20 protein-coding genes and 1 pseudogene are annotated in these 25,368 nt (G+C 72.5%); 10 read left to right on the top strand and 11 right to left on the bottom strand.

Translation table 11 applies throughout. The features are described from left to right. The first annotated feature begins 11 nt into the window (after positions 1 to 11). The gene (locus tag IG02_RS0124635; protein ID WP_030752169.1) at positions 12 to 1,307 is read left to right on the top strand and encodes a VWA domain-containing protein; all 1,296 of its coding nucleotides are present in this window, start codon (positions 12 to 14) and stop codon (positions 1,305 to 1,307) included. Further along, positions 1,307 to 2,149, top strand: coding sequence for a hypothetical protein (locus tag IG02_RS0124630; protein ID WP_030752166.1), 843 nt, complete (start codon positions 1,307 to 1,309; stop codon positions 2,147 to 2,149). The genes IG02_RS0124635 and IG02_RS0124630 overlap by 1 nt, the downstream gene beginning before the upstream one ends. Before the next feature lie 244 nt (positions 2,150 to 2,393). Here the strand turns inward: IG02_RS0124630 and IG02_RS0124625 are convergent, their stop codons facing one another. Beyond that, positions 2,394 to 3,038, bottom strand: a complete 645-nt coding sequence (locus tag IG02_RS0124625; protein WP_030752164.1) for a LysE family translocator — start codon at positions 3,036 to 3,038, stop codon at positions 2,394 to 2,396. A 127-nt stretch (positions 3,039 to 3,165) separates the two neighbouring features. On the opposite strand from IG02_RS0124625, the gene IG02_RS0124620 reads away from it, so the two are divergent. Together IG02_RS0124620 and IG02_RS0124615 are read left to right on the top strand one after the other, a co-directional pair. Further along, entirely contained in the window at positions 3,166 to 5,049 is a 1,884-nt protein-coding gene (locus IG02_RS0124620) for an AMP-binding protein (protein WP_030752163.1), read from the top strand. A 316-nt stretch (positions 5,050 to 5,365) separates the two neighbouring features. After that, positions 5,366 to 5,791: a hypothetical protein gene (locus tag IG02_RS0124615; protein WP_030752160.1), complete on the top strand. Its 426-nt coding sequence runs from the start codon at positions 5,366 to 5,368 to the stop codon at positions 5,789 to 5,791. 84 nt (positions 5,792 to 5,875) lie between these two features. Here IG02_RS0124615 and IG02_RS0124610 read toward each other — a convergent pair whose 3' ends face one another. From IG02_RS0124610 to IG02_RS0124600, 3 genes and pseudogenes are all read right to left on the bottom strand, one after another. Further along, complete coding sequence (locus IG02_RS0124610; RefSeq protein WP_030752157.1) at positions 5,876 to 6,913, bottom strand: hypothetical protein; 1,038 nt, start codon at positions 6,911 to 6,913, stop codon at positions 5,876 to 5,878. A 315-nt stretch (positions 6,914 to 7,228) separates the two neighbouring features. After that, positions 7,229 to 7,636 (bottom strand): hypothetical protein, encoded by a 408-nt coding sequence (locus IG02_RS43095; protein ID WP_234314896.1) that lies wholly within the window; start codon positions 7,634 to 7,636, stop codon positions 7,229 to 7,231. 127 nt (positions 7,637 to 7,763) lie between these two features. Beyond that, positions 7,764 to 7,937: pseudogene (locus IG02_RS0124600) on the bottom strand (AraC family transcriptional regulator); the annotation flags it as partial. Between the two features lie 266 nt (positions 7,938 to 8,203). On the opposite strand from IG02_RS0124600, the gene IG02_RS0124595 reads away from it, so the two are divergent. Beyond that, positions 8,204 to 9,961, top strand: a complete 1,758-nt coding sequence (locus IG02_RS0124595) for an RICIN domain-containing protein (RefSeq protein WP_030752142.1) — start codon at positions 8,204 to 8,206, stop codon at positions 9,959 to 9,961. Positions 9,962 to 10,121: 160 nt separating this feature from the next. Here the strand turns inward: IG02_RS0124595 and IG02_RS0124590 are convergent, their stop codons facing one another. The 4 genes from IG02_RS0124590 to IG02_RS0124575 all read right to left on the bottom strand — a co-directional run bounded on the left by IG02_RS0124590 (position 10,122) and on the right by IG02_RS0124575 (position 15,479). After that, on the bottom strand, positions 10,122 to 11,945 hold the full coding sequence (locus IG02_RS0124590; RefSeq protein WP_030752139.1) for a glycoside hydrolase family 2 protein: 1,824 nt from the start codon (positions 11,943 to 11,945) through the stop codon (positions 10,122 to 10,124). A 269-nt stretch (positions 11,946 to 12,214) separates the two neighbouring features. After that, entirely contained in the window at positions 12,215 to 13,114 is a 900-nt protein-coding gene (locus IG02_RS0124585) for a carbohydrate ABC transporter permease (protein ID WP_030752136.1), read from the bottom strand. 2 nt (positions 13,115 to 13,116) lie between these two features. Next, positions 13,117 to 14,076 carry a carbohydrate ABC transporter permease gene (locus IG02_RS0124580; protein WP_030752133.1) on the bottom strand — a complete coding sequence of 320 codons (960 nt, stop codon included), beginning with the start codon at positions 14,074 to 14,076 and terminating at the stop codon, positions 13,117 to 13,119. Between the two features lie 23 nt (positions 14,077 to 14,099). Next, on the bottom strand, positions 14,100 to 15,479 hold the full coding sequence (locus tag IG02_RS0124575) for an extracellular solute-binding protein (RefSeq protein ID WP_030752130.1): 1,380 nt from the start codon (positions 15,477 to 15,479) through the stop codon (positions 14,100 to 14,102). 277 nt (positions 15,480 to 15,756) lie between these two features. Between IG02_RS0124575 and IG02_RS0124570 the strand changes: the two genes are divergently transcribed. The 5 genes from IG02_RS0124570 (at position 15,757) to IG02_RS0124550 (ending at position 20,526) form a co-directional block, all read left to right on the top strand. Then, the gene (locus tag IG02_RS0124570; RefSeq protein ID WP_030752126.1) at positions 15,757 to 16,809 is read left to right on the top strand and encodes a LacI family DNA-binding transcriptional regulator; all 1,053 of its coding nucleotides are present in this window, start codon (positions 15,757 to 15,759) and stop codon (positions 16,807 to 16,809) included. Between the two features lie 184 nt (positions 16,810 to 16,993). Next, a complete protein-coding gene (gene uraD, locus IG02_RS0124565) occupies positions 16,994 to 17,545 on the top strand; it encodes a 2-oxo-4-hydroxy-4-carboxy-5-ureidoimidazoline decarboxylase (RefSeq protein WP_051765675.1) in 552 nt (183 codons plus the stop codon). 61 nt (positions 17,546 to 17,606) lie between these two features. After that, positions 17,607 to 18,011, top strand: a complete 405-nt coding sequence (gene uraH / locus IG02_RS0124560) for a hydroxyisourate hydrolase (RefSeq protein ID WP_030752121.1) — start codon at positions 17,607 to 17,609, stop codon at positions 18,009 to 18,011. Positions 18,012 to 18,015: 4 nt separating this feature from the next. Then, positions 18,016 to 19,008, top strand: a complete 993-nt coding sequence (gene pucL, locus IG02_RS0124555) for a factor-independent urate hydroxylase (RefSeq protein WP_030752118.1) — start codon at positions 18,016 to 18,018, stop codon at positions 19,006 to 19,008. A 78-nt stretch (positions 19,009 to 19,086) separates the two neighbouring features. Continuing rightward, the gene (locus tag IG02_RS0124550; protein ID WP_030752115.1) at positions 19,087 to 20,526 is read left to right on the top strand and encodes an 8-oxoguanine deaminase; all 1,440 of its coding nucleotides are present in this window, start codon (positions 19,087 to 19,089) and stop codon (positions 20,524 to 20,526) included. 141 nt (positions 20,527 to 20,667) lie between these two features. On the opposite strand, the gene IG02_RS0124545 is transcribed toward IG02_RS0124550, so the two are convergent. From IG02_RS0124545 to aceB, 3 genes are all read right to left on the bottom strand, one after another. Next, a complete protein-coding gene (locus tag IG02_RS0124545) occupies positions 20,668 to 21,474 on the bottom strand; it encodes a pectate lyase (protein WP_030752112.1) in 807 nt (268 codons plus the stop codon). 70 nt (positions 21,475 to 21,544) lie between these two features. Further along, positions 21,545 to 23,374 carry a rhamnogalacturonan lyase gene (locus IG02_RS0124540; RefSeq protein WP_030752110.1) on the bottom strand — a complete coding sequence of 610 codons (1,830 nt, stop codon included), beginning with the start codon at positions 23,372 to 23,374 and terminating at the stop codon, positions 21,545 to 21,547. Positions 23,375 to 23,712: 338 nt separating this feature from the next. Continuing rightward, complete coding sequence (gene aceB, locus IG02_RS0124535; protein WP_030752107.1) at positions 23,713 to 25,344, bottom strand: malate synthase A; 1,632 nt, start codon at positions 25,342 to 25,344, stop codon at positions 23,713 to 23,715. Between the last annotated feature and the right edge of the window lie 24 nt (positions 25,345 to 25,368).

The following is a 25,368-nucleotide window of genomic DNA, read 5'->3' as shown; positions in this document are numbered from 1 at the left end:
ATCATCCGTCGATGATCATACGTAGACGGTCCGCACTCGCCCTGTGCGGCGTGCTGACCACCCTGGCCGTGGGGCTCCTGCCACCCGCCGCGTCCGCCGCCCCCACCGCGGACGAGCCCGCCGGAGCAGCCGCTCCGAAGGTCGACCTCGTCCTCGACGTCAGCGGTTCGATGCGGACCCGCGACATCGACGGGAAGAGCCGGATGGCCGCGGCGAAGCAGGCGTTCAACGAGGTGCTCGACGCCGTGCCGGAGGAGGTGGAGCTGGGCATCCGCACCCTCGGCGCCACCTACCCGGGCAAGGACACCAAGGTCGGGTGCAAGGACACCGAGCAGCTCTACCCCGTCGGGCCACTGGACCGTACGGAGGCCAAGACCGCCGTCGCCACCCTCGTCCCCACCGGCTGGACACCCATCGGCCCCGCCCTCCTCGGCGCGGCCGACGACCTCGAGGGCGGGGACGCCACCCGCCGGATCGTCCTCATCACCGACGGCGAGGACACCTGCGCCCCGCTCGACCCCTGCGAGGTCGCGCGGGAGATCGCGGCCAAGGGAATCCACCTCACCATCGACACCCTCGGCCTGGTGCCGGACGACAAGACCCGACGCCAGCTGACCTGCATCGCCGAGGCGACCGGCGGCACCTACACCTCCGTGCGGCACACCGACGAACTCTCCGGCCGCGTCAAGCAGCTGGTCGACCGGGCGGCCGATCCCGTCGTCACCCCGGTGGCCACGGAGGGCGCCGCCCGCTGCGCCGACGCGCCGCGGATCAAGCCCGGCCTCTACAGCGACCGTGAGAAGTTCTCCGAGCACCGCTGGTACCGCGTGGACGTCCTGCCCGGTCAGGAGCTGCGCGCCTCGGTGAGCGTCGCCGCGGACCGCGCGGTCGACAAGGACTACGGCGTGCTGCTGCGGGCCGTGACCGTCCACGGCCGCGAGATCGTGCGCGGCTCCGAAGCGGGTGACGGACGCACCGACGTGATGTCGACGGGCCTGCGCTACCCGAAGCCCGAGAACGACGACGCCGACACCGACACCGGCGGTGAGGAGAAGCCGGCCGCCGAGACCGTCTGCCTCCAGGTGAGCAACGCGTTCTCCGCGCCCGACTCCGTCAAGACCACCCCGGGTCTGCCCGTCGAGCTCTCCGTCGACCTGGTCGACGCGCCCGACGAGGCGTCCGACGCCGCCGCGTTCGGGCTCGGCCGCGGCTGGTGGCTGCTCGCCACCCTGGTCCTCACCGGTCTGGTGGCCGGGCTGCTGTGGGGCTGGATCTCCCGCCTGCGTGTCGTCTGGGAGGCCAACTGATGCGTACCGTAACCGACGTCACCCGGTTCGCCGGACTCTTCGCCCGCTCCCTGCTGGCGGGGCTGCTGTTGGTGCTCGGCACGGCGGGGGCGGCCCTGGCCGACGAGTCCCCGGCGGCCACGGCGTCCGAGGATTCCGACAGCGCCGAGGCGCCGACCGAGGCGGGCACGTCGTTCCGTACGGCGACGGCCTTCCGGCCCGGCCAGCGCGCGACGGCCGAGGCGTCCTCGGGCGACTACCTCTACTGGGTCTTCCCGGCGGACACGGGGCAGCGTGCCACCGTCTCCGCGAAGGTCGAGTTCCCCGAGTCCGCCGCCGCCCGGAGGGGCGCCCTCACCTGGCGGATCGACGTCTACGACGGCCTGCGCCGCCGGCAGCCGTGCGTCTACGGCGCGCAGACCCGCGCCCTGGCGGCCGACGCCCGGGCGGTGGAGCTGCGCTGCACGCTGCGGACGGTACGGGCCTGGGCCGAGCCGTGGTCCGACGACCCACTGCCCGGCAGCTACTTCGTACGGCTCACCGTCGTCAGCGGGCAGCAGGTGGACCTGGGCCTGCCCGTCCGCGCGGAGGTCGAGGCGGCCATGAAGGACGTGGGCGGCTCGGCGGCCGTCGACGGCACGCTGTCCGTACCGCTGACGCCTGGCCGTACCACCGTCTCGCAGAGCGAGAACGGAGGCGCGTCGAGCGAGGGCGCGCGGCTGGCCGCCTCCGGGGTCGAGCCCGAGGACGGCTGGTCCTCCGGCTGGTGGACGGACCGCTGGCTGTGGACCGTGGCCGGTGGCGTGCTCGGCGCGCTCGCCGGCATCGGCGGCTACACACTGGCACGGCCCGCGAGGCGATGAGGCGGGGGTCGTCATGACCGGGCGGGCGGTGTTCCGGGCTTTCCCCGGAACACCGCCCGCCCGGACGACGGCCGGTCGTGAAGCTGGCTCGCTCGGAACACCGCCCGCCCGGGCACCCGCCCCTCCGGGCACCCGCCCCTCCGGGCACCCGGCATTCACCCGGTGTCCCGGTGCCGGCCCCGCCCGGCTCGCTCGGCCGGCCCCGCTCCTTCGGCCCGCTCGACAGCCCACGGCCCCGCGTGGCTCAGTCGGCCCGGCCCGTCGCCGCGACCGTGACCCCGAGACCGATCATCGCGAATCCGCCCGCGCCGCCCACCAGCGACAGCCGCCGCTCGGACCGGGCGAACCAGCTCCGCGCGGCCGCCGCGCCCAGGCCCCACAGGGTGTCGGTGACCAGGCCGATAGCGATGGGCACCAGTCCGAGGACCAGCATCTGCGCGGCGAGACGGCCCGCCGAGTGGTCCACGAACTGCGGCAGCACGGCCGCGAAGAACACGATCCCCTTGGGATTGGTGATCCCCACGACGAAGCCGTCCACCACGGTACGGAGATCGCTCCGCGCCGGTCCGGCGGGTCCCTCCATGGCGGATGCCCGCAGGTCCCCGCGGTGCCGGAACGCCTGTACTCCTAGGAAGACCAGGTAGGCGGCGCCCGCGAGCTTGACGGCCAGGAAGACGGTGACCGACGCCTCGACCAGTGTGCCCACCCCCAGCGCGACCGCCACGATCAGGGCGTACGAGCCGACCACATTGCCGAACACGGACGCGAGCGCCGTCCGGCGGCCGTGGGCCAGGGCCCGCCCGATCACGAAGAGCACGCTCGGCCCCGGGATCACGATCACCACCAACGACATCGCGGCGAACGCCAGGAACCGTTCCAAGGACACCATGTGCAACCTCTCCCGTGGCCCGGCCGCACCGAGACGCCTCCCGTACGGGGGGCTGGTGCGACGCACCGACTGATTACACGATGCAGGGGAAGGGTCCCGCAACGAGGCAGGACAGAGGAGGACACACATGAGGGCACGGGCGTCGACGGGCTCGACAGGCGCGGCGGGTGGTCCGACCGAGGAGTTCCGGGCGGCCCGGGACTTCCTGCTGGCGCACCGGGAGGACTACGCGCGGGCGTACGAGGGCTTCGTCTGGCCGCGCCCCGAACGCTTCAACTGGGCGCTGGACTGGTTCGACCGGATCGCGGAGGGCAACGACCGGGTCGCGCTGCACATCGTCGAGGAGGACGGCCGCCGCGTCCGCCTCAGCTTCGCCGACATGTCGGCCCGCTCCAACAGCGCGGCGAACTGGCTGCGCGAGCAGGGCGTGCGGCCGGGGGACCGCGTCGTGGTCATGCTCGACAACCAGGTCGAGCTGTGGGAGACGGCCCTCGCCGCGATGAAGCTCCGGGCCGTCGTGATTCCCGCGACGCCGCTGCTCGGCCCGGCGGACCTGCGGGACCGCGTCGAACGCGGCCGGGCCGCCCATGTGATCGCCAGGGCGGAGGACACGGAGAAGTTCACGGGGATCGAGGGGGACTTCACCCGGATCGTGGTCGGGTCCACGGAGGGACTCGGGCCGGGACCGGCGGCGGGGGCGGAGACGCGACCGGCGGCCGGAACGGAGACGCGACCGGCGACAGGACCGGGGCCGGAGTCCGCACCGGAACCGCGAGCGGGACTGGTACCGGGGGCGGGGACCGGATCCCCGACCGGCGGCGGCGCGGCGTACCCGGGCCCGGCCGCCGGCTGGCTGCCGTACGAGGAGGCGTACACCCGCCCGGAGACCTTCGAGCCGCTCGGCATCACCCATGCGGACGACCCGCTGCTGCTGTACTTCACCTCCGGTACGACCGCCCGGCCCAAGCTCGTGGAGCACACGCACGCCTCGTACCCGATCGGCCACCTCGCGACCATGTACTGGATCGGGCTGCGACCCGGCGACGTACACCTGAACATCGCCTCGCCCGGCTGGGCCAAGCACGCCTGGTCGAACCTCTTCGCCCCGTGGAACGCGGAGGCGACCGTCTTCATCCACCACTACACCCGCTTCGACCCGGCCCGGCTCATGGCGGCGATGGACGAGGCGGGCGTCACCAGCTTCTGCGCCCCGCCCACCGTGTGGCGCATGCTCATCCAGGCCGACCTGTCCCAGCTGCGCACCCCGCCGCGCGAGGCCGTGGCGGCGGGCGAACCGCTCAACCCCGAGGTGATCGAGACGGTCCGGCGGGCGTGGGGCGTGACGATCAGGGACGGCTTCGGGCAGACCGAGACCGCCGTCCAGGTCGCCAACCCCCCGGGGCAGCCGCTCAAGACGGGCTCCATGGGCCGCCCGACCCCCGGTTTCGCGGTCGAGCTGCTCGACCCGGTCACCGGCGCGCCCGGCGCGGCGGAGGGGGAGATCGCGCTCGACCTCGCCGACCGCCCGGTCGGCCTGATGACCGGCTACCACGGCGACCCCGCCAGGACCGCCGAGGCGATGGCGGGCGGCTACTACCGCACCGGTGACATCGGCGCGCGCGATGCCGACGGCTACATCACGTACATCGGCCGGAGCGATGACGTCTTCAAGGCCTCCGACTACAAGATCTCGCCCTTCGAGCTGGAGAGCGCGCTGCTGGAGCACGAGGCGGTGGCGGAGGCCGCGGTCGTCCCGGCGCCGGATCCGGTGCGGCTGGCGGTGCCGAAGGCGTACGTCGTCCTCGCCGAGGGCTGGGAGCCCGGTCCCGACACGGCGAAGATGATCTTCGCCCACTCGCGTGCGGTCCTGGCACCGTACAAGCGCGTCAGGCGCCTCGAGTTCGCGGAGCTGCCGAAGACCGTGTCCGGGAAGATCCGCCGGATCGAGCTCCGGGAGCGGACTGCCGGCGGGCGGACCGAGCACGAGTACGACGAGGGGGACGTGCGCTGACGGCTACGCCTACGGCGCCGGCTACGGCTGTGGCTGTGGCTGTGGCTGTGGCCCGCCTCGCCCGGCCGGACGGCGGCGGGCGGGGAGGCGCCGGGACACACCGGGAGACACTCGGGTGCCCGGCGGACCCGTACGGGCCTCGCGCTCGCGCCGCGCGTCGGCGGGCGGCCGGAGCCCGTCCGCGACCGCCGGGCGCACCGGGTGGCGCGCTCCTCCCGCCTGACCGCTCCGGCGGCACCCGCCGCTTGCCTGACAAGTCGGCCGGATCCCGGTCGAACCGGCGGTCGCGCGCTCGCCGTCGTGCACAATGCGGTGCGTGAGCTCTCGCTACGAAGTCGTCTTCACCTGTTTCCTCCGCGACGACACGCCCGCCTCCGTCCTGGCCGCGCTGCGCTGGCATCTGGGCAAGGCGCGGGAGCGGCCCACAGAGCTCGACGGGGAGACGCACGCGTACCCGCTGCTCGAGCCCGACGCGGACAGCCGCCTGCCCGGAGGAGACTTCGCTTCGCTGACGCGGCAGGCGCGCTTCGTCACGGGGGAGGGGGAGGAGCATCACGCGTGGGGGCTGTTCACCCGCAACTACTGGCTGGACGACGACATGGAGGAACTCGTCACCGTCCTCGATCTGCTCGCCCCGCACGTCGAGGACCCCGGCTACGGCGGGTACTTCCGCGAGGAGGACGAGGCCGAGCCGACCGCCTTCACCTTCCACGACCGGACGTACGGGCCGCTCGGCGGCTGACCGTCCCCGCTCACGAGCCGCAACGGTGAGCAGCCGGGAACGGAACGGTACGGGCGGGATGCCGCGGCGGGACCCGGGGGGCTGCTACGCGCCCGCCGAGACCAGTTCGTACGCCGGGCCGTTGACCGGCTGGGGGGCGCCGGTGAGGTCGATGACGAAGAGCGGGAGACCGAGGTCGTCCGCGCGCGCCCGGGCGTCCTCCGCGTAACCGGCCAGCGCGAAGAACACCCCCACCGCCGACGCGCTCAGCCCGTTGAGCCAGAGGCATTCGACGGAGCGCAGTGAGGCCGGGCTGGTGGTGGGATCGACCTGGGCGACGACGTCCGTGCCGCGCAGATCGACGCCGGAGTCAGCCTCGTCCGCCGCCCGGACGACGCTCTTGAAGCCCAGCCAGCGAAGGTAGAGCGCCGCGGCGGTCACGGCGTCCTCGCTCGTACGGATCGTGGGCGGCCGGAAGGACGGACGCGGGGAGGCGGCCGTACGCGGCAACGGGATGTGCGCGGGGTGGCGGGGCTGAGGCCGGTCCGTCGGCCGGTCGGTGAACGGGCCTTCGCCCGACGGGAGTTCGGGGGCGGATCGCCTGCCTCCCGCTTCCGAGCCGCCTCCCCGTTCCGAGGCGCGGTCCGGTCCCGAGCGGTGATCGGGCCCCGAGCGGTGATCGGGCCCCGAGCGGTGGTCCGGTCCCGAGTGGTGATCCGGCCCCGAGCGGTGATCCGGTGCCGGACTCCCGCCCGGCCGGGGGGACGTGTCCGGCGTGCCGCGCCCGTCCGGTACGGCTCCCGTGTCCTCCACGGCTCCCGGGCCCCGTACGCCCTCCGCGCCCGGTGCGAAGCCCGCGTCCGTCCAGTCCTGCGGGCCGCCCGCCGGCCGTACCGGGATCCGCAGCACCGTGCCGCACGGGCAGCCCAGCTCCGGTTGCGGCCAGTGGCCGTGCCGGCCGCACGCCGTGCAGCGCACCACCACCCACTCGTCCACCCACGAGCGGTGGGTGACCGGCTCCGCCGGTATGTCGCGCGCCAGCGGCGGTGCGACCGGCGCCCCGCAGGCGCAGGGGTAGACCGACGCCATGAAGGCGTGATCGACACCGCAGTCCGGGCAGCGCACCGACACGCTCTCTCCCATCACGACCCCTTCATCCCCTCGGGCCTCTTCGGCCGCCTCGTCATCTCCAGTGGCGCGCCGTCGCGCTCCGTGTCCTATCGTCCACCAAGAGCGAGGCTATGGGGAGGGGCTGAGGGTCCCTCGTCCGGACTCCCGTGGTGGGGCCTGGTGATGAGCGACCCGACGAGCGGGAGCGGGCCGGCCCTCATAGGGAGCCGGCCCGCTCGGGGTCACCTCGGCGCCGGTCCGGGCGATCCCGCGTGACTGGCGTGAACAGGCATGAACTGGCCATCAGCAGCCCGCGATCGACGTCCCCGGGGCGAGACCGGCCGGGGGCTACGCCATGGCGGGTTCCGGCGCCGTCGCGGCGGTGGCTTCCGTCGCCTCCCGCGTACGGGCCGCCTTCGCACCGGCCTTCACCGGGCTCCGTTCCGAAGCCGTCTCCTCCGTGGTCCCGCCGGGCTCCTCGGCGCCGTCGGTGCCGTCGGTGCCGTCCGCACCGCCCTCGACGAGCCGCAGGTAACCGCGGACCGTGTCGACGGGCAGTCCGAGCTCCTCCGAGGCGCCCAGATCGCTCCCGAAGACCTCCACCGCTTCCGCCACGGCCTCGGCCAGCTCCGCCTCGGCCTTCCTCAGCTTGGCCTCCGCCTTGTCGACGGCGTCGACGACCGCCAGCTGGCGCTTCTGCTTCTCCTGGAGTCGCTGCTTGCGGGACGGGCTCTTTTCGGGGCTCTGCGAAGTCATGACCAAGATCATAAGCGACCACCGGTGATGCGCGGAATCACCAACTGGCACGTCGGGAGCGGTGGTTGACGGGCCGTCGTTCGAGCGGTGGGCGAGGCCCTGGAGCCGTCCGGCGGACGCGTCGCCGTCAATGCGCCTCGGGGCCGAACCGCCGCCTGTACTCCGACGGGGTGATGCCGGTCTCGCGGCGCATCAGCGCCCGGAGGCTGGCGGCGGTGCCGAGCCCGCTGCGCCGCGCGACCACCTCGAAGCGTGACTCGCCTCGCTCGATCAACCGGCACGCCAGGGCGAGCCGTTCCCCGCCCTCGGCGCGTGAGCCGGTACGGGCCACGGAGCGCGGCGGCGACGGGCGGTGGGGCCGGTCGTGCTCTGTACAACGATGTAAAAAGCCTTCGCACGCCTGTGTACATCGATGTACAAGCGGCTCTACTGTGACGCTCGCGGTCAGCGCGGTCAGCGCGACGCGTCGGCGCCCGTGCGCCTGGCCGGGTTACGGCACGCCGACGGCGCGCGGACGGCGCTGTCCTGCCGTACCGCCCCGTTGTGCACTCAGGAAGGACCCCCGCCTTGCGTCTTCGCCGACCACGTCTCCTCGGACTTCGCCGATCCCCCTCGTACGGCCCGTCCGCCGCTCAGCCGGCCCGCCCCGACACCGGCGGCCGCTTCCGGCGGCGGGCGGGCCGGGCCCTGCTGCTGGGGCTGGCGGGGACGCTGAGCCTCGCGCTGGCCGTGCCCGCCGCGTCCGCCCGGCCCACAGACGCGGCGAGTGCCGCGGTGAAGAGCGCCGCCCCCGCCGCCACGGGAACGCCGCTGCGGAACGGCACGGGGCTGTACCCCCGGGCCATCCGGCTGGCTCACAACGGCGCCGCGAACGGACGCGTGCTCGCGAGCGTGACCACGTTCGACGGCAACAGCGGGATCGGCGCCATCCACGAGAGCACGGACAACGGCTCGGTCTTCCGGGAAGTGGGCAGGATCGCCGACCCGGAGTCGTCCGGGGGCCAAGGCCAGTGCTGCGGCACCCTGTTCGAACTTCCGCGGCAGGTGGGCGCGTTGCCGGCCGGCACCCTGCTGTGGTCGGCGTCCGCCGGGCAGGACGAGCCGGACCGGCGCATGGCCCTGCGTGTCTGGCGCAGCAACGACGTGGGCCGCACCTGGTCCTACCTGTCGTCCTGCGCCACCGCGAGCGGTACGGGCGGGCTGTGGGAACCGGAGTTCTCCGTAGCGGCCGACGGGGCGCTCGTCTGCCACTACGCCGACGAGACCGACCCCGGTCACAGCCAGAAGCTGTCCGCCTCCCGCAGCTACGACGGTGTGCGCTGGCAGGACCGCCGGGACACGGTGGCGAGCACCTGGCAGCCCGACCGGCCCGGGATGCCGGTGGTGCGCACGCTGCCCAACGGCACGTACTTCATGAGCTACGAGATCTGCAACCCCGGCGGTCAGTACCAGTGCGTGGTGCACCACCGGACGTCGGCGGACGGCTGGAACTGGGGCGACCCGGCCTCGCTCGGGTTCCGGCCGGAGACGGTCGACGGCAAGTACTTCAGGGCCGCGCCCACCATCGCCTGGGCGCCCGCGCCGGACGGCGGACCGAACGGCAGGCTCCTGCTGATCGGGCAGATGCTGCTCAACCGGGACGGCACCCCCGCGGCGGACAGCGGGCGCACCATCCTCGCCAACACGGAGAACGGCTCCGGACCCTGGTACGAGATCGAGTCGCCGGTACGGGTCGCGAACCCGAGCGCCAACTACTGCCAGAACTACAGTTCCCCGCTGCTGCCCTCGGCCGACGGGAGGCAGGTCTTCCAGATAGCCACCGACTGGGACGGCGGTGTCTGCACGCCGTACTACGCCACGGGCGGGATCACCGGCAGCGGTGACGCGGCCGGTGTGGCGGACGGTGCCCTGTACCGGCTCACGAACGCGAACAGCGGGCACTGCCTGGACGTGGACAAGGACTCGCGGGAGCCGGGCGGCAACGTGCAGCAGTGGACCTGCAACGGCCTGGGGCCGCAGGACTGGACCCTGCGCGCCCGCGGCGGTGCCCACTTCACCCTCACCGGGCGCAACAGCGGGTACTGCCTGGACGTGAAGGACGGTTCGCAGGCGCCGGGCGCGAACGTCCGGCAGTGGTACTGCAACGGCGCCGCCGCGCAGGACTGGCGGCTGGAGAACGCCAGCCGCGGCTACTACCGGCTCATCGCCAGGTCCAGCGGTCAGTGCCTGGATGTCGCCGAGGGCTCGCGGGAAGCGGGCGCCAATGTACGGCAGTGGACGTGCAACGGCCTCCAGCCCCAGCTCTGGCGGCTGCAACGGGCCTGACGGTTCTCCCGAGGCCCGAAGCGCGACGTGCGACGCGCGATGCGCGATGCGCAAGCTCCGAGGCCCAGGAGACCGGACCCGGCCGACGTGGTACGGCGCCTCCCCCGGCATCCGCCGGGGAGGCGCCGTACCGCTGTCCGCGTGCGGCGGAGAGGCGTCCCTACGCGGGGTCCTGCTCCTCGATCGCGGCCGGACGCGCCTGCGCGGCGCGGATCCGCTCGACGTCCATCTTGGTGCCGCGGTCGAAACGGTAGATGCCGTTGCGCTCCTGGAACACGTCGGTCAGCTGGGTGTAGCAGTAGCCGAACATGGCCGGGTCGTCCAGCAGGACGCCCGTGAGCCCCGCGAACCGCGTCTGGAGCTCCTCCTCGTCGCGCACCCGTTCCCCGTATCCCCAGGACTCCGTCCGGTCCTCGCCGGACTGCGCGGCGGCCGCGGCGGGGTCCCACCAGATGCCGCCGAACTCGCTGACGAAGTAGGGCTGGCCGCGGTACGGCTGTGAGTAGGCGGCGCCGTTCTCGTACGCGTTGACGAACGGGTCGTCCTTGGCGAGGCCGGACATCTGGCGCCGGAAGGCGGCCGGGTCCTGCTCGTAGCTGTGGGAGTCGTAGATGTCGGTCTCGGCGACCCGGTGGGCGTAGCCGGACGCGTCGATCACCGGCCTGGTCGTGTCCATGGCCTTCGTGGCCAGGAACATCGCCCGGGTCACGGCGTCGAGCTGGGTGATGCGGTCGTGCAGCTTCTGGTACGTCTCGTTGAGCGGGCACCACCCGATGATCGACGGGTGCGAGTAGTCGCGCTCCAGCGCTTCGAGCCACTGGCCGGTGTAGGAGGCGTCCGGCTGCTGGTTGTCTCCCGACGAACCGCCGGTCTCGCAGCCCCAGTCGCCGAACTCGCCCCAGACCAGGTAGCCGAGGCGGTCCGCGTGGTAGAGGAAGCGCTCTTCGAAGACCTTCTGGTGCAGCCGCGCCCCGTTGAAGCCCGCCGCCAGGGCGAGTTCGATGTCGCGGCGCAGGGCCTCGTCGGTCGGCGCGGTCATCAGGCCGTCCGGGTACCAGCCCTGGTCGAGCACCAGCCGCTGGAAGAGGGGCCGCCCGTTGAGCGTGACGGCCTTGCCCCGGATGCCGACCGCCCGGAGACCGGCGTAGCTCTCCGCGCTGTCGGTCACCTCGCCCGCCGCGTCGACGAGTTCGATCCGCAGGTCGTACAGGTGCGGGTCCGCCGGTCCCCACTCGCGCCGACGCTCCTCGGGTACCGGCAGGTGCAGGCGCGGTGCGAGGTCGAGGTCGGCGCGGGCCTCCGCGCGGGCGACCTCGCCGTCGGCGTCGAAGAGCACGGCGCGCACCCGGTACCCCGGGCGGTTGCCGGAGAGGGGCAGTTCCAGGTGGAAGGCCGAGCCCGCCAGGTCGGGCGTGATGCGGGGGCGCCGCAGGTGGAGATCGGGGACGGGCTCCAGCCACACGGTCTGCCAGATGCCGGTGACCCGGGTGTAGTTGCAGTCGTGGTTGGCGTACTGGACGGCCTGCTTGCCCCGGGCCTGCGGGCCCGACCGCGGGTCGCGGGCGCGGACGGTGAGGGTGACCTCGCCACCGCCGCCGGCGATGTCACCGAGGTCGGCGGTGAACGGTGTGAACCCGCCCCGGTGGCGGGCCACCTCGACGCCGTCGGCCCACACGGTGGTGTCGTAGTCGACGGCGCCGAAGTGCAGCAGCACGCTGCGTCCCGCCCACTCGGGGGGCAGGGTGAGCACCCGCCGGTACCACACGGCCTCCAGGAAGTCCGTGTCACCGATGCCGGACAGCTCCGACTCGGGCGGGAAGGGGACCAGGATCTCGCGGGTCAGCGGCCGGTCCGTCAGCCCCCGCTCGAGGCCGCTGTCGCCCCGGTCGGTCTCGAACTGCCAGGTGCCGTTGAGATTGAGCCAGTCCTTGCGGACGAACTGCGGGCGGGGGTACTCCGGGCGCGGTACGGCGGGGGTGGGCACACATGCTCCAGTCGGTGTGTGGGCGGGCGGGGCGGCGCGGTGACCGGGCCCCGTGATGTACATCGATGTAAATATGACTCGGACTGATCTGTCGCGCAATGGGGGCGGGGCGGCGGAGACCGCGACGCCCCGCGCTCCCGGCCGCGTGGGACGGACCGGGAGCGCGCGTGCGGAGCCGAGGCCGGAAGCGGCTGTTCCGAGCCGGGTCCGGAGCCGAGCCCGGATCCGGGTTCGGAAGCGGGCCGGGGCCGCGTCCGGCCGGGACATGGTCAGGTGCCGCCGAAGCCCGTGGTGGCCACGGACTTGACGATGCGGCGCTGGAAGAGGAGGAACATGACGATCAGCGGCAGCGAGGCCAGCAGCGCGGAGGCCATGGACTGCGCGTACAGGATGCCGAAGGAGTCCCTGACGGTGGCCAGGCCCACCGGGAGCGTCATGAGGTCGGGGTCGTTGGTGACGATGAACGGCCACATGAAGTTGTTCCAGGCGCCGATGAAGACGAAGATCGCGACGGAGGCCACGATCGGCCGGGACAACGGCAGCACGACCGACAGGAACACCCTGAGCTCGGACGCGCCGTCGATCCTGGCGGCGTCCTCCAGTTCCCGGGGCAGCCCCTCGAAGAACCTCTTGAGGATGAACACCATCATCGGCGCCACCACTTGGGGCAGGATGACCGCGGCGTAGGTGTCGACCAGGTGGAACAGCAGCATCTGTTTGAAGAGGGGGACGACGAGCAGCTGCGGCGGCACCATGATGGCGGCGACGGTGACGGCCAGGAGGGTCCGGCGGCCCCGGAACGTACCCCGCGCGAAACCGTAGGCGGCCAGTGTGGAGAGGGCCACGGTGATCAGGGTGACCAGACCGGCTATGAGAAAGCTGTTGAAGGCCCAGGTCGGAACGTTTCCGCGGGAAAGGATCCGCTCGTAGGACTCCAGCGTGAGCGCGCCCTTGAACGGGAACAGACCGGGCTTCGCCACGTCCTGCTCGCTCTGGAACGAGGTGGCGACCGCCCAGACGAACGGCAGCAGCCAGACGGCCGCGAGGACGACCAGGGCGGACCCGGCCAGCACGCGCGGCAGCCGGCCGTGGCCGAGGAGCATCGGTGAACCGTCGGATGCGCGGGGTGCGCGGCGCCGCGGGCGCACAGCGGTTGCGGTAGCGGACACGTTCAGTCCTCCGTGCGGAAGAAGCGGAGCTGCGCGATGGAGATGACGATCACCAGCGCGAAGAAGACGTATGAGACGGCCGAGGCGTAACCCAGCCGGTACCCGGTGAACCCGACGTCGTAGACGTACTCGAGGATCGGGCGGGTGGTGCCGTTCGGGCCGCCCTTGGTGAGGATGTAGATCTGGTCGAAGACCTTGAGCGACGCCAGGACCTGGAGCATGGCCACCAGCACCGTGGTGTGGCGCAGCTGGGGCAGGGTGATGGACCACAGCCGCCGCCAGGCGCCCGCGCCGTCGAGCACGGCGGCCTCGTCGAGGGCCTCCGGCAGGGACTGGAGCGCGGCCAGGTAGAGCAGGAAGTTGAAGCCGATCGTCCACCAGACGGTCAGGGCGGCGATGGACCACATGGCGACCGACTCGTCCGACAGCCAGCCGACGGGTTCCATGCCGAGCGCGGCGAGCAACTGGTTGCCGAAGCCGAGTTCGGGCTGGTAGAGCCAGGCCCAGATGAGGGTCACCACGGTGACGGGCAGCAGATAGGGCGCGAAGAACGCCAGCCGCCACGCCCACTGGCCGGCCAGCCCGCTGTGGACCAGCAGCGCCATCGCGAGTGCGAGCAGTACCAGGGGGACGCATGTGATGAGGGTGAAGAAGACCGTGTTGCCCAGACTGCGCCAGACGTCCGGGTCACCGAAGGCCTCGGCGTAGTTGGCGAAACCGACGAAGGCCGTGTCGCGCAGCGCGAGCGAGCTGTCGGTGAGGCTCATCCACAGGCCATGGGCGACGGGCCAGATCAGGAAGAGGCCGAAGAACACCAGGAAGGGCAGGACGAAGAGCAGGCCGCTGCTCCCGCCCGCGGTGTCCTTCTTCCGGAAGGGGCCCCGGCCGCGGGGGGTGGTGGACGGTGGCGTGCCGGTGGGCGCGGCGCCACCCGTGGGCGCGGTGGGTGCGGTGGTTGTCACGTCTGTGGCTCCTTGTGCTCCGGTCAGGCCACCGGGTTGGGCTGCTGAAGCAGCGTGTTCGCCTCGCGGACCATCTGCCGCACCGCCTTCTCGGCCGGAATGTTGCCGAGCAGCGCCGCCTGGAGGGGCTGGCACATGCGGTTCTGGAAGTTCGAGGCCGCGCCGGCGAACCAGTTCGGCGGATCGAGGACCGCCACCTCGCCCGCGTCCGCGTAGGACGACTGGGGGCGCAGCTTCCCGTACTCGGGGCGGGACAGGACGGGCTGGTACGCGGGGATGTGCCCGGCGCTCGCCCAGGTGAGGCTCTGCGACAGCATCCGGGCGATGTAGCGGTGGGCCTCGCGCCGCCGTGCGGGGTCCGGGTCGGCCTGGTGGGGCAGGACGAAGCTGTGGGAGTCGGTGTAGACGGCGGGGCGGTCGAAGACCTGCGGGAAGGGAGCGGCACCCAGGGGGATGCCCGACTTCCGCAGGGTCGGCAGCTCCCACTCGCCGAGCATGGCCATGCCGCCGCGGCCGCCGATGAACGTGGCCACCGAACCGTAGTAGTCGAGGTTGTTGGGGTTGGTCTTCCCGTCGAACAGTTGCTGCATGAACGTCACGACGCGGTTCGCGGCGTCGATGTCGATCCGGGCCGTGCCGCCTTCCGGCAGGGTGAAGGCGGAGCCGGTCTGGGCGTAGAGGGCGGCGAACAGCCGCCAGGTCTGGGCCGGGTCGTTGACATGGCCGAAGAGGATGCCCGCGCCGCCGTTGGCCTTCGCGAGCGCCTTGCCCGCGTCCAGCAGCGCCTCGGGGGAGCCCATCGGGGCGAGTTCGCCGGAGGAGTCCAGGAGTCCGGCCTTGTCCGCGGCGTCACGGTCGTAGAAGACGATGAAGGGGTGGACGTCCAGGGGGATCGCGTAGACGGTCCCCTGGTGCTGGGTCCGCTTCCAGACGGCCGGGGTGAAGTCCGCCTCGGTGCAGCCGAATTCGGCGAGCAGGTCCAGGTCGAAGGGGTCCAGCAAGCCGCCGGGCGCGTATCCGGCCAGCCGGGAGAGGTGGAGGACGGCCACGTCGGACGCCCGGCCTCCGGCGGCCGACATGGCGAGCTTGGTGTAGTACGACGGACCCCATTCGAGGATCGTGCGATCGACGGTGAAGGCGTCACGGCCGGTGGAGACGGCCTTGATCATGTCGTCCATCAGCATGCCGTCCCCGCCCTGGAAGGGGTCCCAGACGCTCAGGGCCGAGGGCTCCGCGGACGCGGCCGGTGACGCGCAGCCGGTCAGCGGGCCGGAGGCGAGCAGCGCGGCGCCGGCCCCGGCCATGCCGTAGCGCAGGAGCCCGCGGCGGCTGACACTCGCCGTCGGCGGGGGCGGGGGCGTGAACGCGGGCCGCGGCCGGGGGGCCGGTGGGGAAGAACTCATCATGGACCTTTCGAACGGCCGGTCGACCGGGTCGGTTGACGGCGGACACCGGCATGGCGACCGGTGGCGGCCCACTCCGTGCGACGGGCGGGCACCGCTGGCGGCGACCGGCGCGGTGCCATGTTTTTACAACGATGTACAACGCCTGTAAAGAGGTGGGACTCCGGCTGTTGTACGGATCGCGGATCGTCGCGTCGGGCGCCCGCGAGGATGCCGGACGGCCCCGGACCGGCGACGGCATAGACTCGGCGCACCGTGACGACAGGGGGAGATGGTGGTGGCGCGACCCAGGATCAAGGACGTCGCACGGCATGCGGGCGTGTCGGAGAAGACCGTCTCGAACGTGATCAACGACTACGTCCATGTCTCCGACCGGACCCGGCGCGCGGTCCGCGAGGCCATCGACCACCTCGGCTACCGGGTGAACCTGGCGGGCCGCCACCTGCGCACCGGGCGCAGCGGGGTCATCGCCCTGGTCGTACCGGAGCTGGACGTGCCGTACTTCGCCGAACTCGCCCGGCACGTCATCCGCGCCGCCGAGCAGTGCTCGCTGACCGTGCTGGTGCACCAGTCGGGCGGGGACCGCGGGCACGAGCTGGCCGCGCTGTCGGGCTTCGGTTCCGACTTCGTCGACGGGATCATCCTCAGCCCGCTCGCCCTGACCTCCGACGACCTGCGCGAACGCGCGGGAGCGCCGCCGACCGTCCTGCTGGGCGAACTGCTGGAGGAGGGGGCGGACCATGTGGCGATCGACAACGAACAGGCCGCGCGGGAGGCCACCGAGCACCTGATCGCCCTCGGACGCCGGAACATCCTGGTCATCGGGGGCCGGGACGCGCCGGGTCTGGGCACCGCCGAGGCGCGCACCCGCGGCTACCGTGCGGCCCTGTCGGCGGCGGGCATCGCCTACGACGCGGCGGCGCTGCTGCCCGTGGCGGCCTTCCGGATGCCCGACGGCGCCGACGCGGTGACCCGCGCGCTGCGCGACGGCGCGCGCCCCGACGCGCTGCTCTGCCTCAACGACCAGCTGGCCCTGGGCGCGCTGCGCGCGCTGTACGAGCACGGTGTACGGGTGCCCGAGGACGTCGCCGTGATGGGCTTCGACGACGTGGAGGGCGGGCGGTACAGCGTGCCGACCCTGAGTACCGTGGCCCCCGACAAGGCGGCGGTCGCCACGTCCGCCGTGCACCTGCTGCGGCACCGCATCGACGAGGCCAACAGGCCCCCGGACGGCGGTGACGTGACGGCGGCGGCCCCCCTGTCGCCACAGGACCGCGTCGTGGCGCACCGGCTCGTCCTGCGGGAGAGCACCGAGGGCGCGCGGCACTGACCGGTGCCCGGAGCGGACGGTTCCCCGGAGCGGACCGGTGCCCGGAGCCTGCGGGTTCCGCCGGGTGGCGTGCCCGGCGCGGGACGCGGCCGGTTCGTATACGGGATTCTCAACAAACTGTTGACCCGCATCTCGCCGGGGCGTTAGCTGGGCGCAGCCCGTACCGCACAGCCACGGAGGACCCGTGACGTCGATACCGGAACCGGGACTGGCCCGCTTCAACGCCTTCGCCGACAGCGTCGCCCTGGCGGCCCTGCACGAGGTGTGCGCAGGGCGGGCGTGGGGCGGGGCGGTCCTCGCGGGGCGCCCCTATGCCACCGTGGACGATCTCCTCGCCGCCGGCGACCGCGCGACGGCCGGCCTGACCGACACCGGCCTGGCCGAGGCCCTGGCCGGACATCCGCCCATCGGCAGGCCCACGCCCGGCGATCCGGTCTCCGCCCGGGAACAGCGCGGTCTGGCCGGCGCCTCCGAGCGGCTCACGGCGGAGCTCGCCGAACTGAACCTGGCGTACGAGGAGAAGTTCGGGCACGTGTTCCTCATCTGCGCCACCGGGATGACCGGGGAGCGGATGCGCGACGCGCTCGAGGAGCGGCTGCGCCACACGCCCGAACGGGAGCGCGCGACCGCGCGCGCCGAACTCGGCAGGATCAACCGCATCAGACTGAGCCGGCTCGTGACGGGTACGGGTACCCGGGCACGGACCCGGGCGGCCGCACCCGGCCAGGCGCCGTGACGGAGCGATGACCGGGGCGTAAGAGGTGGATGTCCGTACGCGACGGAAAGGAGCCGGCACCCTGAGCACCGACCGCGACACCCCCGCCACATCCTCGGTGTCCACACACATCCTGGACACCAGCGCCGGACGCCCCGCCGCCGGTGTCGCCGTGCGCCTGGCCGCCCGTGCCGGATCCACCGCCCCCTGGACCGAACTCGGCGGCGCGACGACCGACACCGACGGACGCTGCACGGACCTGCCGACACCGCCGCCGGGCACCACCCAGGTACGGCTCGGCTTCGGGACCGAGGCGTACTTCGCCGGCGGACGAGCCGCCGCGCGGCGGGACGGCGCACCCCCCGGGGACGGCGGCGCGCCGTTCTTCCCGGAGGTGGCGGTCACCTTCGCCGTCGCCCCGGGCGAGCACTATCACGTGCCGCTGCTGCTCAACCCGTTCGGCTACTCCGTATACCGAGGGAGCTAGGGTCATGCCCACGACGCTCGGCTTCAACCAGTACGGCAAGGCGGAGAACCGCGTCGTCAGGATCACCCGCGACGGCGGCACCCACCACATCAAGGACCTGAACGTCTCCGTCTCCCTGTCCGGGGACATGGCCGATGTCCACTACTCCGGCTCCAACGCCCATGTCCTGCCGACGGACACCATGAAGAACACGGTGTACGTCTTCGCCAAGGAGCACGGCACCGCCTCCGCCGAGGAGTTCGGGATCCGGCTGGCGCGGCACTTCGTGACGGGCCGGGACGCGATCCACCGGGCGCGTGTCCGGATCGAGGAGTACGCCTGGGAGCGCATCGCCGCGGCCGGTGAGGGCGAGCACTCCTTCGTCCGCCGGGGGCAGGAGACCCGCGTCGCCCAGATCACCTTCGACGGGGCGGGCGGAGCCTGGGAGGTCATCTCCGGGCTGACGGACCTGACGGTCCTGAACTCGACGGGCTCCGAGTTCCGCGGGTTCGCCAGGGACGCGTACACCACGCTCGCGGAGACGCGCGACCGGATCCTCGCGACGGACGTGTCCGCCCGCTGGCGCCACCGGTGGACGGGAGGCGGCGTGCCGCCGGAATCGGTCGGCAGGACCGTCGGCGGCCGTGCGGCCGCCGACGGCGCCGGCGGCGGCGTGGGGAGCCCCGCGGGGGAGCGCGAGGCGATGCCGGACTGGAACGAGTCGTACGAGCAGACCAAGAGCCATCTGCTCCGGGCCTTCGCCGAGACGTACTCGCTCTCGCTTCAGCAGACCCTGTACCGGATGGGCGCGCGGGTCATCGACCACCGCGCCGAGATCGACGAGATACGGTTCGCGCTGCCGAACAAACACCACTTCCTGGTCGACCTCGGTCCGTTCGGCCTCGAGAACGACAACGAGGTCTACGTCGCCGCCGACCGCCCCTACGGCCTGATCGAGGCCACGGTCCTGCGTGACGGGGCCGAACAGCGGATTCCGCCGGACCTGACCGCGGTGTAGCGCGCGACGGCGGGCCGTGGGCGGGAACCGGGAGCGGGAAGAGCCGGAGACAGGAACGAGGAAGGGAGACCCTCACCCATGGCGGCCTCGCGCATCGTCATCGAGAACTGCGCCATCGCGACCGTGGACGCGCACGACACCGTGTACGCGTCCGGACATGTCGTCGTCGAGGACGACCGGATCGTGTCGGTGGGCGCGGGCCCCGCGCCGGCCGCGCCTCGAACGGCAACGGGACCGGTCGAACGGGCCGGGTCGGGCGAACGGAACGGATCCGGCGGCCGGGACGGCGCGGTCCGCCGGATCGACGGCACCGGGCACCTCGTCACGCCGGGCCTGGTCAACACGCACCACCACTTCTACCAGTGGATCACCCGTGGGCTGGCCACCGACCACAACCTCTTCGACTGGCTGGTCGCCCTCTACCCGGTCTGGGCGCGGCTCGACGAGCCCATGGTCCGCGCGGCGGCCCGGGGCTCCCTCGCGATGATGGCCCGCGGCGGTGTCACCACCGCCGTGGACCACCACTACGTCTACCCGCGCGGCGCCGGCGATCTGACCGGCGCGATCGTCGGGGCGGCGGCCGAGACCGGCGTACGGTTCACCCTCGCCCGGGGCTCCATGGACCTGGGGACCTCGGAAGGCGGCCTGCCCCCGGACTTCGCGGTCGAGCCGCTGGACACCGCGCTCGCCGGCACCGAGGAGGCCATCGACCGGTACCACGACCCCGCGTTCGACGCGATGACACAGGTCGCCGTCGCGCCCTGCTCGCCGTTCTCCGTCTCCACCGAACTGCTGAAGCAGGGGGCGGAACTGGCGCGGCGCAGGGGCGTACGGCTGCACACGCACGGCAGCGAGACGGCGGAGGAGGTGCGGTTCTGCGAGGAGCGGTTCGGCATGGGCCCGACCGACTACCTCCAGTCGGTGGACTGGCTCGGCCCGGACGTCTGGATGGCCCACTGCGTCCACATGAACGACGAGGACATCGCCGCCTTCGCCCGTACGGGCACGGGAGTGGCCCACTGCCCGTCCTCCAACGCGCGGCTGGCAGCCGGGATCGCCCGGGTGCCGGACCTGCTGGCCGCCGGCGTGCCGGTCGGGCTGGGCGTCGACGGTACGGCCTCCAACGAGTCGGGCGAACTCCACACCGAACTGCGGAACGCGCTGCTCGTGGGCCGCCTCGGCCCGCACGGCGAGAAGGCCCTGAACGCCCGGCAGGCGCTGCGCCTCGGTACGTACGGCGGCGCCCGGGTGCTGGGCCGGGCCGAGCAGATCGGCTCGGTCGAGGAGGGCAAGCTGGCCGACCTGGTGCTGTGGAAGATGGACACACTGGCGCACGCCTCCATCGCCGACCCGGTGGTGGCGCTGGTCTTCGGCGCCCCCGCGCCCGTCACGCTCTCCCTCGTCGGCGGCCGGCCGGTGGTCGAGGACGGCCGGCTGACCACCGTCGACGAGGACGCGGTCGCCCGTGCCACGCGCGACGAGGCCCGGCGGCTGGCCCGCATCGCCGAACAGAACTGACCCGGTGCCGGGACCGACCCGGCCCCCGGGCCCACGACACCGGCCCGGGACCGGCCCGGACCCGTGGGCCCACGGCACCCCGCGTCAGGGCGGCGGAAGGCCCCCGGTGCCCGCCGCGGAGGGGGCACCAGGGGCGTCGCCTCACCGGTAGGTGAGGTCGGAGGCGCTGTACTTGCAGTACGTGCCGTCCGGGCCCGAGCCGTTCTTGCTCGGCTCGGCTCCCGTGTTGTTCCCGATGTACTTCTGGCACGGCACGATCTTCTTGCCGCTGTCGCCGACGATCGTGATGCCGCGCAGGGTCAGCGAGTCACCGTAGTTGGTGTTGATACCGCCGATGACACTGCCCGGCGCGGTGATCTCGGTGTTCGTGACGTTGATCGTCCGCTTGTACTGGCTGGAGCAGTTGCCGCAGGAGCGGACGAAGGTCTTGAAGTCCTGGCCGGCGAAGTTGGAGATGTTGAGCGTGCCGCCGCCGTTGAACTGGAAGATCTTGTCCGCGGCCTTGCGCGCGCCGCCGCCGATCACGTTGAACGTCTTGCCGGTGCCGCGGAAGGTGGCCGCGTCCTCGCCGACGTCCTCCCACCACACGTTCTGCAGCGTGCAACTGCCCGAGCAGTGGATGCCGTCGGCGGCGGGCGCGCCGAGGATGACGTTCTTCAGGGTCGCGCCGTCGGCCAGCTTGAAGAGCGGGTCCTGGTCCTCGTTCTGGCCGCCGCTGCCCAGGTCGCCGGTGCCGTAGTAGCGCTTCATGCCGCCGTCGACGGATCCGCTGACGGGCTTGGTCGCGCCGACGGCCTCGCTGCCGTTGGCGGACGGCCAGGTGGCGGCCGTGGCGGTGGGCAGGGTCAGGCCGGAGGCCAGGGCGGAGACGGTGAGGGCGACGGCACCGAGGCCGCCGACGATCATCCGCCGTTTCCCGCTCGCGTGGGTGCGGTGCAGGTCGGTCATGGAGTGCGACTCCTTCGTGGGGGTGTGGGGCGTGAGGGGACAGTGCGGGTGGTGCCGTGTGAGGCGGGCCTCACGGGGTGGTGATGTCCGGCCGGGGAGGCGTGGGCATCTTGTCGCCGATGAAGAAGCTGGGGTGCGGCGGCTGGTTGTACGCCGTGTTCTGCCAGGCCAGCGCCGTCCGGTACTGCCGGTCGTGCAGCAGCGTGGTGATCTTCCGGTCGGTCAGGTGCGGTGTGGAGTAGATCCGCAGCGCCGTGTTGTCGGACGTGGGCCAGATGACCTCCTCGCGCCAGTCGCCGAGGATGTCGCCGGAGAGCGAAGGGGTCGCCTTCGTACCGTTGTTGGAGTGCACGCCGGAGGCGGTCAGCAGCCGGGTGTCGGAGGACGTGCCGTACTTGTCGACGCGCGTTCCGTCGAGCAGTTCGCGCACCGGGTCCCCGTCCCACCAGGACAGGAAGTTGGCCGAGGAGGGCTTGCGGCCCTTCGTCGCGCCGGTGCTGTCACGGATGGATCCGTCCGCGGCCGACCACATCTCCGCGCCGGGGCTCCCCGCCCAGATGTCGCCCGCGACGCCCCGGCCGTTGTCGCCGCTCGCCGGCGTCTGCCACAGCACCTGTCCCGTTCTGGCGTCGGCGAAGTACGAGGACGGCTTGGACGAATCCTCGTCCACCTTGAAGTATTCGAGACCCGGCCGCGACGGGTCGAGGTCGCCCAGATGGGCCGCGTCGCCATGGCCGTTCTTCGTGGTCCACAGGCCGTACCCGTTGTCGTCCACGGCCATCGAGCCGTAGACGATCTCGTCCCGTCCGTCGCCGTCCACATCGCCGATCGTCAGGGCGTGGTTGCCCTGGCCGTCGTAGCCCTTGCCGCTGTTGGTGGAGCTGTTGGTGTCGAAGGTCCACTTGCGGGTGAGCTGTCCGCCGGTGAAGTCCCAGGCGGAGACGACCGTACGGGTGTAGTAGCCACGGGCCATGATCAGGGAGGGCCTGGTGCCGTCCAGATAGGCGGTCCCGGCCAGGAACCGGTCCACGCGGTTGCCGTACGAGTCGCCCCAGGACGAGACCGTGCCGCGCGGCGGGACGTAGTCGACCGTGCTGCGCGCCGCGCCCGTCCGCCCGTTGAACACGGTCAGGAACTCGGGGCCCGCGAGCACGTAGCCGGCGGAGTTGCGGTGGTCGGCCGAGGCGCTGCCGATCACCTTGCCAACCCCGTCGACCGTGCCGTCGGCGGTCTTCATGGCGACCTCGGCGGTTCCGTCGCCGTCGTAATCGAAGACCTGGAACTGGGTGTAGTGCGCCCCGGAGCGGATGTTGCGGCCGAGGTCGATGCGCCACAGCCGCTGCCCCTGGAGGGTGTAGCCGTCGACAACGGTGTTGCCGGTGGTGCCGGACTGGGAGTTGTCCTTGGCGTCGGTGGGCTGCCACTTGAGGACGATGTCGAGGTCGCCGTCGCCGTCGAGGTCGCCGACGGAGGCGTCATTGGCCTCGTACGTGTAGCCGGAGCCGCCGGCCGGGGGCGAGACCGGCACGTCGAGGTAGCCCGGCCGGAACTGGATCGCACTGGGCGAGGCGGCCTGCTCCGTTCCGCCCACGACGGCGCGCACGGTGTAGTCCGCCGAGTTGGGCGCGTCCTTGTGCAGATAGTTTGTGGTGGTGATCGGCTCGGAATTGACCTTGATCGAGCCGCGATAGAGATTGAACGAGACGTTGTCGTCGTCGGTGGCCAGCCAGCGCCAGCTGACCAGGTTGTCATTGCCGGTGTGCACGCTCACCAGCCCCCGGTCGAGCCGCTCCATCCGGGCCGCGGCGGCCGTGCCGGTCGCGGCGGAGGCGTCGGCCGTGCCCGTCGCGGCAGCCGGCGCGGACCGCCCGCTCTGCGCCGCGCTCGGCACCGGGGCCATCAGCCCGGCGACGACCGCACAGGCCGGAACGACGACGCCGAGAACCGTCCGGCTCCGGCCGGACCGGCGCTGTGGCGGCGGGTGGCCCGGCCGTCCGACGTACCAACTGCCGTTGAACCGCACGGAATCCTCCAGAGGGGCGAGGGGGGGAAGGTGAGCCCCTGTGCCCCCTAGTCGCCACTCGGGGAGAAAGGGTTGTCACCCCCGTACGACGAATTCCGCCCGCCCCCGAGGCCCGTTCCCCGCCCCGCCCGGTGCGCGTGGGCCGGACGGCCGCCGCCCGCCGGTTCCGGAAAGGCGGAACGGGCGGGCGGCGGACAGGACCTGGGAAGTGCGGGTCAGCCGCGCAGCCGCTCGTACGCCGGGAGTGTGAGGAAGTCCGCGTAGTCGGCGTCCAGCGCCACCGTCAGCAACAGGTCGTGGGCCTCCTGCCAGCGACCGGCGGCGAAGACCTTCTCGCCCGCCTCGGCGCGGATCGCGGCGAGTTCCTCGGCGGCGAGCGTCCGGGCCAGCTCCGGCGTGGCCCTGACCGTGCGGCCGTCGTGGTCGAACTCGACGCCCGCGTCGATCCACTGCCAGATCTGCGAGCGCGAGATCTCCGCCGTCGCCGCGTCCTCCATCAGATGGAAGATCGCGACCGCCCCCGTGCCGCGCAGCCAGGACTCGATGTAGCGGATGCCCACCGCCACGGCGTTGCGCAGGCCCTCGTACGTGGGCCTCGCGTCCAGGGAGTCGACGGCGGTCAGTTCGCCCGCCGTCACGGACACGTCCTCGCGCAGCCGGTCCTTCTGGTGCGGCCGGTCGCCGAGGACCGCGTCGAAGGAGGCCCGCGCGATGGGCACCAGGTCGGGGTGCGCGACCCACGAGCCGTCGAAGCCGTCCCGCGCCTCGCGGTCCTTGTCGGCCTTGACCTTCTCGAAGGCGACCCTGTTGACCTCGGCGTCGTGCCGGGAGGGGATGAAGGCCGCCATCCCGCCGATCGCGTGCGCGCCGCGCCGGTGGCAGGTACGGACGAGGAGTTCGGTGTACGCGCGCATGAAGGGGGCCGTCATCGTCACCGCGTTGCGGTCCGGCAGCACGAACGCGGCGCCCGCGTCACGGAAATTCTTGACGATCGAGAAGAGGTAGTCCCAGCGGCCCGCGTTGAGTCCGGAGGCGTGGTCGCGCAGCTCGTAGAGGATCTCGTCCATCTCGTACGCCGCGGTGATCGTCTCGATCAGCACGGTCGCCCGGACCGTCCCCCGGGGAATCCCGAGGTAGTCCTGGGCGAAGACGAAGACGTCGTTCCACAGGCGCGCCTCCAGGTGGGACTCCAGCTTCGGGAGGTAGAAGTAGGGTCCCTTGCCCAGCTCGATCAGCCGCTTGGCGTTGTGGAAGAAGTACAGCCCGAAGTCCACCAGCGCGCCGGGCACCTGCTCGCCGTTCCACCGCAGGTGACGCTCCGGCAGGTGCCAGCCGCGCGGGCGCATCACGACGGTCGCCAGCTCGTCCGCGTCCTTGAGCGCGTAACTCTTGCCCGAGCGAGGGTCGGTGAAGTCGATCCGACGGGCGTAGGCGTCGATCAGGCTGAGCTGGCCGAGGACCACGTTCTCCCAGGTCGGGGCCGAGGCGTCCTCGAAGTCCGCGAGCCAGATCCGGGCCCCCGAGTTGAGCGCGTTGACGGTCATCCTGCGGTCCGTGGGGCCGGTGATCTCCACCCGTCGGTCCTCCAGCGCGGCCGGCGCCGGGGCGACCCGCCAGCTGTCGTCCTCCCGTACGGCCGCTGTCTCCGGCAGGAAGTCCAGGGTCGCCGTACGGGCGATCTCGGCGCGCCGCTCCGCTCGGCGGGCGAGGAGCTCGTCCCGGCGGGGGGTGAACCGGCGGTGCAGCTCCGCCACGAAGACGAGGGCCGCTTCGGAGAGCACCTCGTCCTGCCGGGGGAGGGGCTCGGCTTCGGCGATGGCCAGCGGGATCGGCGCCGGTGCGGACATGAGCGGTCACTCCTTCGCGCGCGC

The sequence above is a fragment of the Streptomyces sp. NRRL F-5135 genome, from assembly GCF_000719775.1.
Classification (GTDB): domain Bacteria; phylum Actinomycetota; class Actinomycetes; order Streptomycetales; family Streptomycetaceae; genus Streptomyces; species Streptomyces hebeiensis.
This window is presented reverse-complemented; position numbering and strand designations above follow the sequence as displayed.

Excerpts from the sequence above, each read along its gene's own strand:
- IG02_RS0124545 (WP_030752112.1), bottom strand. The coding sequence starts at position 21,474 with ATGACCGACCTGCACCGCACCCACGCGAGCGGGAAACGGCGGATGATC.
- IG02_RS0124635 (WP_030752169.1), top strand. The coding sequence starts at position 12 with ATGATCATACGTAGACGGTCCGCACTCGCCCTGTGCGGCGTGCTGACC.
- IG02_RS0124625 (WP_030752164.1), bottom strand. The coding sequence starts at position 3,038 with ATGGTGTCCTTGGAACGGTTCCTGGCGTTCGCCGCGATGTCGTTGGTG.
- IG02_RS0124610 (WP_030752157.1), bottom strand. The coding sequence starts at position 6,913 with ATGGGAGAGAGCGTGTCGGTGCGCTGCCCGGACTGCGGTGTCGATCAC.
- pucL (WP_030752118.1), top strand. The coding sequence starts at position 18,016 with ATGCCCACGACGCTCGGCTTCAACCAGTACGGCAAGGCGGAGAACCGC.
- IG02_RS0124550 (WP_030752115.1), top strand. The coding sequence starts at position 19,087 with ATGGCGGCCTCGCGCATCGTCATCGAGAACTGCGCCATCGCGACCGTG.
- IG02_RS0124575 (WP_030752130.1), bottom strand. The coding sequence starts at position 15,479 with ATGAGTTCTTCCCCACCGGCCCCCCGGCCGCGGCCCGCGTTCACGCCC.
- IG02_RS0124630 (WP_030752166.1), top strand. The coding sequence starts at position 1,307 with ATGCGTACCGTAACCGACGTCACCCGGTTCGCCGGACTCTTCGCCCGC.
- IG02_RS0124540 (WP_030752110.1), bottom strand. The coding sequence starts at position 23,374 with ATGGCCCCGGTGCCGAGCGCGGCGCAGAGCGGGCGGTCCGCGCCGGCT.
- aceB (WP_030752107.1), bottom strand. The coding sequence starts at position 25,344 with ATGTCCGCACCGGCGCCGATCCCGCTGGCCATCGCCGAAGCCGAGCCC.
- IG02_RS0124620 (WP_030752163.1), top strand. The coding sequence starts at position 3,166 with ATGAGGGCACGGGCGTCGACGGGCTCGACAGGCGCGGCGGGTGGTCCG.
- IG02_RS43095 (WP_234314896.1), bottom strand. The coding sequence starts at position 7,636 with ATGACTTCGCAGAGCCCCGAAAAGAGCCCGTCCCGCAAGCAGCGACTC.